The organism is Pseudotenacibaculum haliotis (genome assembly GCF_042684245.1).
In the GTDB taxonomy this organism is placed as follows: domain Bacteria; phylum Bacteroidota; class Bacteroidia; order Flavobacteriales; family Flavobacteriaceae; genus Polaribacter; species Polaribacter haliotis_A.
In genome coordinates, this window is sequence record NZ_JBHULH010000009.1 from 33,457 (window position 1) to 44,255 (window position 10,799).

Annotated in this window: 9 protein-coding genes and 1 pseudogene; 8 read left to right on the plus strand and 2 right to left on the minus strand. The window is 34.0% G+C overall.

Translation table 11 applies throughout. From position 1 onward, the window contains the following. Both ACFSRZ_RS13445 and ACFSRZ_RS13450 read left to right on the plus strand, forming a co-directional pair. The gene (locus tag ACFSRZ_RS13445) at window positions 1-1,068 is read left to right on the plus strand and encodes a branched-chain amino acid aminotransferase (protein ID WP_379667085.1); all 1,068 of its coding nucleotides are present in this window, start codon (window positions 1-3) and stop codon (window positions 1,066-1,068) included. Continuing rightward, on the plus strand, window positions 1,068-3,128 hold the full coding sequence (locus tag ACFSRZ_RS13450; RefSeq protein ID WP_379667086.1) for an alpha-ketoacid dehydrogenase subunit alpha/beta: 2,061 nt from the start codon (window positions 1,068-1,070) through the stop codon (window positions 3,126-3,128). The genes ACFSRZ_RS13445 and ACFSRZ_RS13450 overlap by 1 nt, the downstream gene beginning before the upstream one ends. Window positions 3,129-3,195: 67 nt before the next feature. Here the strand turns inward: ACFSRZ_RS13450 and ACFSRZ_RS13455 are convergent, their stop codons facing one another. Then, a complete protein-coding gene (locus ACFSRZ_RS13455) occupies window positions 3,196-3,627 on the minus strand; it encodes a hypothetical protein (protein WP_379667087.1) in 432 nt (143 codons plus the stop codon). Between the two features lie 617 nt (window positions 3,628-4,244). Next, window positions 4,245-4,583: pseudogene (locus tag ACFSRZ_RS13460) on the minus strand (thrombospondin type 3 repeat-containing protein); the annotation flags it as partial. A gap of 403 nt (window positions 4,584-4,986) precedes the next feature. Between ACFSRZ_RS13460 and ACFSRZ_RS13465 the strand changes: the two are divergent. The 6 genes from ACFSRZ_RS13465 to ACFSRZ_RS13490 all read left to right on the plus strand — a co-directional run bounded on the left by ACFSRZ_RS13465 (window position 4,987) and on the right by ACFSRZ_RS13490 (window position 10,761). Continuing rightward, window positions 4,987-6,564: a phage tail sheath family protein gene (locus tag ACFSRZ_RS13465; protein WP_379667088.1), complete on the plus strand. Its 1,578-nt coding sequence runs from the start codon at window positions 4,987-4,989 to the stop codon at window positions 6,562-6,564. Between the two features lie 13 nt (window positions 6,565-6,577). Then, window positions 6,578-7,105, plus strand: a complete 528-nt coding sequence (locus ACFSRZ_RS13470; protein WP_379667089.1) for a contractile injection system tape measure protein — start codon at window positions 6,578-6,580, stop codon at window positions 7,103-7,105. Window positions 7,106-7,127: 22 nt separating this feature from the next. Next, window positions 7,128-7,601 carry a phage tail protein gene (locus ACFSRZ_RS13475; protein WP_379667090.1) on the plus strand — a complete coding sequence of 158 codons (474 nt, stop codon included), beginning with the start codon at window positions 7,128-7,130 and terminating at the stop codon, window positions 7,599-7,601. Between the two features lie 328 nt (window positions 7,602-7,929). Continuing rightward, window positions 7,930-8,559, plus strand: a complete 630-nt coding sequence (locus tag ACFSRZ_RS13480) for a helix-turn-helix domain-containing protein (RefSeq protein ID WP_379667091.1) — start codon at window positions 7,930-7,932, stop codon at window positions 8,557-8,559. Between the two features lie 579 nt (window positions 8,560-9,138). Next, window positions 9,139-10,218: a redoxin domain-containing protein gene (locus ACFSRZ_RS13485; protein WP_379667092.1), complete on the plus strand. Its 1,080-nt coding sequence runs from the start codon at window positions 9,139-9,141 to the stop codon at window positions 10,216-10,218. A gap of 141 nt (window positions 10,219-10,359) precedes the next feature. Continuing rightward, window positions 10,360-10,761: an HYC_CC_PP family protein gene (locus ACFSRZ_RS13490; RefSeq protein WP_449301481.1), complete on the plus strand. Its 402-nt coding sequence runs from the start codon at window positions 10,360-10,362 to the stop codon at window positions 10,759-10,761. The last annotated feature ends 38 nt before the right edge of the window (window positions 10,762-10,799 follow it).

Here is a 10,799-nt window from a genome sequence, read left to right on the forward strand (position 1 = left end):
ATGTCATACAATATTAGCATCACACAAGTAGAACAATCGAAAGTAAACGAACTCGATTTCAATAATATTCCTTTAGGAACCACTTTTACAGACCATATGTTTATTTGCGAGTATGCAGATGGGCAATGGGGAGAACCTAGAATTCAACCTTTAGAATTAATTCCTACACATCCTGCTGCCATGGCTTTGCATTATGGACAAGCAATTTTTGAAGGGATGAAAGCTACAGTAGATGCAGAAGGGAATCCAATGCTATTTAGAGCAGATAAAAATGCAGCTCGTATGAATTTTAGTGCAGACCGAATGGGAATGCCAAACTTTCCTGAAGATTTATTTGTAGAAGGATTAAAGCAATTAGTAGCTTTAGAGCAAAGCTGGATCCCTCCACAAGAAGGAAGTGCTTTGTATTTGAGACCTTTTATGTATGCTGATGAGCCATTTATTGGAATGAGAGCTGCTAATAACTACAAGTTTATTATTATGGCATCTCCTGCAGGACCATTTTTTACAAAAAGAATCAAACTATACGCAGAAACAAAGTTTATAAGAGCAGCTGCCGGAGGAACCGGTGAAGCCAAAGCTGCAGGAAACTATGCAGCAGCCATTCGTCCTACAGAAATAGCAAAATCTAAAGGATACGACCAAGTACTATGGTTAGATGCTGTAGAACACAAATACATTCAAGAAGTAGGAACCATGAACATTTTCTTCAAGATTGATGGAAAGTTCATTACTCCTGAAAGAGATGGAGCTATTTTGGATGGAATCACACGAATGAGTGTAATTGACTTATTAAGACACAAAGGATTTGAAGTAACCGAACGTCCGATTACCATTGATGAAATTAGAGAAGCATCTCAAAAAGGAATTTTAGAAGAAGCATTTGGTACCGGAACAGCTGTAGGAATAGCTTACATACAAGAAATAGGAATTGATAATGAAACAATTCATGTTTCAGATGAAAGCCCGGTTGGTTTAGATGTCAATAATACTTTAAATGCAATCAAAACAGGAAAAATAGAAGACCCATTCAATTGGATGACTAAAATCGAAAGCAAACTGGTTTAATGAAGAAAGATATATTTCAACAAGCTTTTTCAAATGTATGTACAGCCAAATCTATGGCAGAATTGTACGAAGAAAACTTTAAAGTAGTTTCTAAATACGTACATGCTACTTCTAGAGGACACGAAGCTGTACAAACAGCTTTAGGAATGCAATTATTACCTCAAGATTATGTATTTCCATATTACAGAGATGACTCGATGTTACTGTCTATCGGAATGCGTCCATACGATCTAATGCTACAACTATTAGCAAAAAAAGACGACCCATTTTCTGGAGGAAGAACCTATTATTCGCATCCTAGTTTAAAAGATGAGGACAAACCTAAGATTCCGCATCAATCATCAGCAACAGGAATGCAAGCCATTCCTGCTACAGGTGTGGCGATGGGAATTCAATACAAGGAATCTCAAAAAATTCCACATACAACTTCCGGCATGAGTGAGGCAATAGAACCACCATTGGTGGTTTGTTCCTTAGGAGATGCTTCTGTAACAGAAGGAGAAATTGCCGAAGCCTTTCAAATGGCTGCTTTAAAGCAAATGCCAATTTTATACTTGGTACAAGACAATGGTTGGGATATTTCTGCCAATGCTGCAGAAACTCGTGCACAAAATGCTTATGAATATGCAGAAGGATTCAAAGGGCTGGATGCCATTACTATTGATGGAGCTAATTTCATAGAGAGTTATGAAGCCATCAAAGAAGTAATTGAAACCATTAGAAAAGAACGCAGACCTTTCTTGGTACATGCAAAAGTTCCATTGTTAAATCACCATACATCCGGAGTACGAATGGAATGGTATCGTGATGATTTGGAAGAAGCTCGTTCTCGTGACCCTTATCCGGTATTAAAACAGCAATTATTAGACAATGGATTCTCAGAAAAAGAAATTCAAGAGATAGAAGATAAAGCCAAAGCAAAAGTAAAGGCAGACTATGAAGAAGCCTTACAAGCAGAAGATCCAGCACCGGAAGACCTGTTTACACATGACTTTGCTCCAACACCAATCACTCAAGAAAAAGGAGATCGTTCTCCGGAAGGAGCAGATAAAGTGGTGATGGTAGACTGTGCTTTATTTGCCATTGAAGAGCTGATGAAAAAACACAAAGAATGTTTGTTATACGGACAGGATGTTGGAGGTAGACTAGGTGGGGTTTTCAGAGAAGCAGCTACACTAGCTCAAAAATTTGGAGATGATCGAGTTTTTAATACACCTATTCAAGAAGCCTTTATTGTAGGATCTACAGTAGGAATGAGTGCTGTTGGATTAAAACCTATCGTTGAGGTACAATTTGCCGATTATATTTGGCCGGGATTAAATCAATTGTTTACAGAAGTAAGCCGAAGCTGTTATTTGTCTAACGGAAAATGGCCTGTAAGTATGATTTTACGTGTACCTATTGGTGCTTACGGAAGCGGAGGTCCTTACCACTCTTCATCAGTAGAGAGTGTGGTAACAAATATTAGAGGGATCAAAATTGCTTATCCAAGTAACGGAGCAGACCTAAAAGGATTGATGAAAGCTGCGTATTACGATCCTAATCCTGTAGTAATCTTAGAGCACAAAGGATTGTATTGGAGTAAAGTTCCGGGAACACAAGGAGCAACTTCCGTAGAACCGGATGAAGACTATGTATTGCCTTTCGGACAGGCTTGGCTATTGCAAGAAATCTGGAAGCAAGAAGATGTAGAAACTATGACTATAGTTACCTACGGAATGGGAGTACATTGGGCGTATAATGCAACCAAAAATATGAGAGATCAGGTAGAAATTATAGACTTGAGAACCTTGTTCCCATTAGATGAGGATACAATCATGAAGTCTGTAAAGAAAACAGGAAAATGTTTGGTGGTAACAGAAGAACCTTCCAACAACAGCTTTGCTAGAGCCCTTGCCGGAAAGATTCAAGAAGAGTGTTTTAGATATCTAGACGCACCGGTTATGACCATTGGAAGTGAAAACATGCCGGCTATTCCATTAAACTCTACTTTAGAACAAACGATGATTCCTTCAACAGAAAAAGTTAAAGAGAAGATAGACGAGCTAATGAATTATTAGATTAGTCAGAAGCTGTAGATAATATAGGAGAACCCAAGCAGAATTGCTTGGGTTTTTTGTTTCATTTTTATTCTTCCAGACTCTGTTCTTGAGTCTTAAAAAAGAAAAGCCCTAAACTAGCACCAATGATTCCTTGAATTGGACCTAGATAGAAGTTTGAGTTTTCCATACTTTCCATAATATCAAAACCTAATCCGGCTGACAAAATAGTAGATAAAAGCACTATTAAATAGAACAGAGATAAGTAAAAAGACAATTTGAAATAGAACTTATCCACCATCTTTTCATTCTGGGGATTAGCTTGCTGCATGTCCGTAAAGAAAATAGTTAAGATCAGAGTTAAAGTAGGTAAGATATTGGGAAATAACCATCCCCAGGCGTCGCTTAAATCATTTTTTAACTTGTCGAAACTCAAGAGAATCATCAGTATAAAAATGATTCCAGAAGCTATAAACCACAAGGTTGCTAGTTTCTTTTTAGCAGTTTGAAAACGTATCATTCCTTTAATTTTTTAAGTATTTCAGAAGTATTTATATGTTGGCCATTTAACTTACTATTGATGTTAAAAAGCACCTTGTTACTAGTTTCCAATTTTTTGAATTCATAAACATAAACAGTAACATAATGCTCGTTAGTAAAAGGTTGAGATTTAATCTCTACAGGTATTCTTTGAACACCTTCATCAAAAATAGCTTGAACTTCACCTTCTTGAGGACTCTCTCCTGAACTAAACTCTTCTTTAGTTACTATAAATAAGAAAGTACGATAATAACCAGGCTGGGCATTCAATAGCAATCTAAAGAAACGTTTGACCAAATTTTCGTTCTTAGGTTGCCAAACTGTTTTTACCCATCTATTTTCTTGAGGAACAGAAATACCATTCTCACCAATCTGCTCCATTTTTGTGATTAGTGCAAAACCATTGGTAACGGCAAGATATTTATTTTGGATATATCCTTTTTCTCTTAATGTTATTTTTAAAAGATCATCTACATCTTTCATAGTTTGTGCATTAGAAAAATAAGAATCATCAAGAGTCAAAAATTCTGTAGGTCTTGGTGGAGGCAAATCTAGGCTGCCAACCTTTTTATCTTCGTTATCTACAATAATATGATGAACTGCAGGGCAACCATCGTCTTCTTTCTTACCGGGTTGAGTTGGACATTTATCATCTTTATCTAAAATGCCATCACCATCTATATCCGGCCAAGGACAACCATCATTGGCAGCAGGTCCGGGAACGCTAGGGCATCGATCTTTTGAATCAGGAATTCCATCACCGTCACTATCCGGACATCCATTATTGCTTGCCAATCCGGGAGTGTTGGGGCAAGCATCATCAGTGTCCATAACGCCATCTCCATCAGCATCAGGACACCCTGTTGGGGCCACACCTTTTACCTCAGGGCATTTATCAATAATATCAGGAATACCATCATTATCTGTGTCGGGACAGACATAAACAGTTTTGCAAGAAGCAGTAATTAATAAAGAAAGCAGTAAAATGTAGAAAAATGTACTTTTCCTTTTAAGGGACATTTGCATCGCTAGTGTAATAAGATAAAGTTCAGTTGTTTATACTCACAAAGTACAAAAAAACTCAAAAAACCAAAGACTGGTTCTAGACCTCAAGAAGTGATTTTTTTCTAATTTTTTTTAAAAAAAGAGTAAGAGAAGCCAGATAGATAAAGGGCTTTTGATAATCTTAAGAAAATCGAGTTTAAGCAAAATAGGAAACTCTTTTTACCCTATAATCAGGTATTTATACCTAGTAGCTTTCAAGGCATATATTGTAATTTTGAGAAGCTTCTTTTCTTATCAAAGAAGTGCAACCTTACTTTTTGCTAATAAAAACCTTATGAATTTAACTACTATCAAATCTCCGGGCGTTTACATCAATGAAAAAAATGCCTTTGGAAATTCAGTTGTGCCTGTAGCTACTGCCGTTCCTGCATTTATAGGATATACCCCACAAGCCGAGTATGAAGGGAAATCGTATACAAACATTCCAACAAAGATTACTTCCTTTGCAGAGTTTCTAACAATCTTTTGTTATCCAAACCCACCTGCACCGGCAGACCCGGCCAAGCAATACAATCCTGAGTATTATTTGGTAAAGCAAAAAAGCAAACCTGAAAAAGGGGATTATATGCTTATAGGGAGCGATTATTATTCGATTTTACCCGATCCTAATACCATTTACTATCTGTATAATAGTGTTCGATTGTTTTATGATAATGGAGGAGGAGATGCTTATATAGTATCAGTAGGTACTTATGGAAAAAGCTCAGGAAAACCCATCTCTCCTGGAGAACAAATTGTAAATCCGAATGTGAAACTTAACGACCTTAAGAACGGAGTAGCCCTACTAAAGAATGAGCAAGAGCCTACCATGTATATCTGTCCTGAAGCTACTTTACTGAGTGTTGATAATAATGGAACCTTAATGCAAGAGATGTTGCTGCAAAATGAAGATATGCAAACAGCCATCAGTATTTTTGACATTATTGGAGGTGCAGACCCGGATCCTATTTTATATACCGAAGACATAGAGGCTTTCAGAAATAATACGGGATCTAACGGATTGAATTATGGAGCTGCTTATTACCCTTTCATTGGTACAGCTATCATGCAACCATCAGATATAGATTACACAAACTTATTTGATGGAGACATAAAGAAACTAGAACCTTTATTAAACCCTTCAAGTGACCCTAACCCTACAGTTGCTTCTATTTTATCTGAAATAGAGAATTCATCAGGAAGTTTGACTGTAAGTCAGTATAGCAATTCGTTAACAGCAGCGAGTGCTACTTACAATACAATTATGCAGCATATATTAACTCAGGTAAATATATTGCCGCCCAGTGGAGGAATGGCCGGAGTTATAACCATGACAGATAATCAAATAGGGCCTTGGAAAGCGCCTGCAAATACATCCATAGTAGGTGCTGTAAGTTTACCTATCAAATTGTCATCATCTCAGCAGGAAAATTTGAATGTAGATGTAGTTTCCGGAAAATCTATCAATGCCATTCGTTTTTTTAATGGTTTAGGAATCCTTGTTTGGGGAGCTCGAACCTTAGATGGAAATAGTATGGACTGGCGATATATCTCTGTAAGAAGAACCATGATCTTTCTAGAACAATCTTGCAAGTTAGCTGCGAATGCCTATGTGTTTGAGCCCAATGATAAGAATACCTGGGAATCAGTAAAAGCGATGATCTCAAGCTTTTTGAACTCTGTATGGAAACAAGGAGGTTTGCAAGGAGCTTCGGCAGCTGATGCATTTTCTGTAGAGTGCGGTTTAGGATCTACCATGACCGCTGAAGACATTTTAAATGGATTTATGAATGTGAGTATTAAAGTAGCAGTTGTAAGACCTGCAGAATTTATCGTGATCACTTTCCAACAACAAATGGCAACATCTGCATAAAATAATAAAGAAAATGAATAAAGAATCGATACCCGAAGAAGGAGTAACTATACATAATGCAGGGTTGGTAATACTACAATCTTATTTCCCAATATTGTTTGAACGGTTAGGGATTGTAGAAAGAAGAGAATTCTTTTCTCAAGAAAAACAAGCAGCAGCAGTTCATTATCTACAATACATTGTCACTGGACAAACTGATACTGAAGAACATTTTTTGGCTCTTAACAAAGTTCTGTGCGGATTGGGTGTTACTACACCTATTAAAAGGGGGATAGAAATGACAAGTGAAGAAGAACAATTGATAGATGGGATGATCCAATCAGTAATTTCGATTTGGTCGGCTATTGGAAGTTCAACTGTAAATGGGTTTCGAGGAAATTGGCTGGTTAGAGAAGGAATCTTAAGAGAAACAGAAGATAGATGGGAATTAATTGTAGAGAAAAGACCCTATGATGTATTAATGATGAAATATCCTCTTTCGTTTTCTATCATTAAAATGCCATGGATGAGCAAACCAATACATGTTACTTGGCCTTATTAAAAAAATAAAATATACATAAGATATGGCAACAGACGACGGAAGTAAAGAAGGAGCAACTTGGCCCATGCCTAAGTTTCGCTTTGAAGTTGATTTAGGAACTGAATTAACAGGAATTGCTTTTCAAGAAGTATCTGGAATGGATGTAGAAAATCAGATCATAGAATATAGAAAAAACAATAGCACCCTGTTTTCAACAGAGAAAATGCCGGGTATTGTTAAGTATGGAAACATAACAATGAAAAGAGGGATTTTTCCAAATGATAATACATTTTGGAATTGGTATTCGGAGATTTCTATGAACACGATAAAGCGAAGAACGATTTTGATCAAATTGCTTGATGAGAATGGAGATGTAACCATGCAATGGCAATTGAACAACGCTTGGCCTACCAAGATCACAAGTACAGACCTTAAGTCAGATGCCAGTGAAGTTGCTGTAGACACATTAGAGATTGCTCACGAGCAATTAATCATTACAAAAGGAATTAAAATATGAGATAAACGTACGACTTGATAATTGTTTATTAGTTTTTGGTTTTCTTTTAAAGAATACAGATGCGATTGAATTGAAAACACACATGAATCAAAACAGTTTTTTGAGATGGTTAACTTAACTCCTCTTTTGAGTTTACAAAAGAAAAATTAGAATATTATTTTTATTCTATCTCAAAAAATAACAACATATAAAATACACTTTTTAAATACTAAACTTGAAGTTAGTATTATCTAATACTAACTAAAGATTGACTAGAACGTCATAGAATTGACACAACAATGGCACTACTGTCAAAGCGAAATTGCTATATCTTTGTCAAAGAGATATCATGTCATTTGAAATGAAAAATAAAAATTTTGCAAGAAAAGTAAAAGAGTTAAGGATAAGAAAAGGGTTTTCGCAAGAACAACTGTCAGAAGAGTCAAAATTAAGCTTAAGAACAATTCAGCGAATTGAAAAGGGAGAATCAATACCTAGAGGAGATACAATAATAAAATTAACACAAGCTCTCGGAACTACAACAGATGACATTTTAGAAAGAGTGAATACTGAAGATAAAGGATATTTAACTCTTTTAAACTTAAGTGCTTTAACAAGTCCAATATTTCATCCTATGCTAGGAATAATAATTCCTTTAGTAATGTGGATACTTAAAAAAGACAAAATAAAGTTTATAGATGGTTATGGAAAAAAAATAATAAACTTTCAAATTACCTGGACATTGTTAATCTATTCCGTCTTAATAATCGCATCAAAGGGGTCATACATCAAATATGATATTAACATTTTTAATATTTTATCATGGTTAATTAATTTAAAAATTGACAAAGAACTAGTTTACATTGTTTTTTTAGGACTTTTTTATTTATATAATCTTACACTAATATTTAAAAATGTTCGAAAGATTAATAAAGGAAAGAAAATCTGGTGTTTCCCTTCAATTCCTTTTTTTAGATAAAAACCTCATATAGATTTATACTATTAACTCGTGTCTTTTTTTTTTCGTAAAACACTAATTGGTAGTAAAAATAACTCGTAGTGCATTTGTGAAAAGTTTCGCTAACAGCCAAAAAAAGCAGTAAACTATCTGCTTAACCATAAAAGATAATAAAAAGTATAATTTTCTAGCGAATTAGAAGAAAATGTGAATTTTTTCTTTTTTTGAACAAATAAGTTAAGCTTTCAAAGGAGCTAAGAGTAAAATATAATATTCAGATAAAGTAACTCAAGTTGATGAGGCAAAAAATCAAAAGGTGTTAAAGTGTTTAGAAAAATAAAAATAGCTCTGAAGAATTATTTTGTTTTTTACATTTACCATGTTTTTAGAATTGCTATCTGAAATGGAAAATTGTTATCAAACAACAAAGAAACTTCTTAACACTCTTAAAATTAAGTACACTTCTAAATATTTAAAAGAAGCTGTTCTTTCTCACCCGTATTACCCAAGTCTAATATCTATCTCAGATACTCTAGATAAGTATCATATTAAAAGTGCAAGATTAATAATCTTACACTTTTTTCAAAAACATATTATAACATGAAAAAAGTATTTTTCGCCCTTTTAATAACCCTTGCAATTTCTTGTAAAGAGAATTATAAGACCTTTAAATATGAGATTAAAGGAAACACTAATAAGAAAGAGGGTAAAATTTATCTAATAAATTTTGATGAAACTAAAATTATTGATTCAACTAATATTTTAGATGGTAAGTTTTTCTTAAAGGGTGTAATTAATTCACCTGATTATTATTATTTAAACATGAAAGACTCTCCATATATGAATGGTTTTTATGTTGAAGGAGGAAAACAAATTATTAACATAAGAGATACTAAAGGATCATATATTTTTAATGTTAGTGGCGGCGATATAACTAAGACTTGGTCTAATTATGAAAGAATTTTTAAATCAAGAGAGAGTTTAATTCATGAATTAAGGCAAAAAATCCATTTAGAGGAAAATAATGAGATCTATATTCGCAAATTTGACAGCCTAGATCGTGAAATGCAATATGAAATTGATAGTTATATAAATGAAAATAAAAATTCAATTACTGCAGCTTATGCAATACTATTCAATAAAACAGAATTATCTACCTTAAAAAATAAGTACGATCTTTTAACAAACAACATTAAAAACTCTGTAGTAGGAAAAAGAATTTCAAAAAAAATAACAGAATTAGGTTTAATGAAAAAGGTTGGAGATACATTACCTAATTATGAAGTTGTTGATTTAAACAATAAAAAAGTAAAACTTGCAAACTATATAAATGGCAAGCAAATTACATTAATTGATTTTTGGGCAAGTTGGTGTGGTCCTTGTAGGAAACAACACCCTTCTATGATTCATTTATTTGATGAAAATAAAAAACATGATTTCAACATTATTGGAATCTCTACGGATACTAAAACTAGTGATTGGAAGAAAGCAATTAAAAAAGACAAATTGCCTTGGATTCAATTAATTGATTCTAAGAAAAACGTAATTAAAGACCTTAGAATAAAGTCAATTCCTTATAACTTTATAATAGATAGTAAAAGGAAGATTATTGCGGTAGATGTAGATATAATTGACCTTCAAGAAAAGATTGATAGTATCATAAGTTCAAATCAAAGGTAATGAAGCAGATATTGAATCAAGCAACCTTAATGGAGGAGAAATACTTGTAGGAGCTTCTAATGTATTGATCGGGGGGGAAAAGGCTAAAAAATTGTTAATCAAAAAACAAAATTACTTTTAATTCATACCTTTGTACTCAGAATGAGAAAAGCAATTCACAAAATATCAGCATTCTTAATGGCATTAGTTGTACTATTTTCTACAATGTCGTTTACTGTGAGTATGCATTATTGTCAAGGTGAATTGATTGACACAGCAATTTTTCAAAAAGCTCACACCTGTGATATGGAAATGGGTGGCGAAAGCGAAATGAAAATGGATGGATGCTGTAATGACCAAGAAATTAAGATAGAAGGTCAAGATGAGTTAAAATTACCTGTAGCAGATCTAAATATAGGTCAACAGGTTTTCGTTATCTCTTTTTTACATTCTTACATTGAGTTATTTCAAACTACAGAACAAAGAAAAAACACTTTCTTTGATTACCCTCCACCTTTTATCGTCAGGCAAATCTTTAAGCTTGACGAGACGTACTTAATTTGATTTTTAAATAGTTAGAATCACCTAAAGGAAAACTTTGG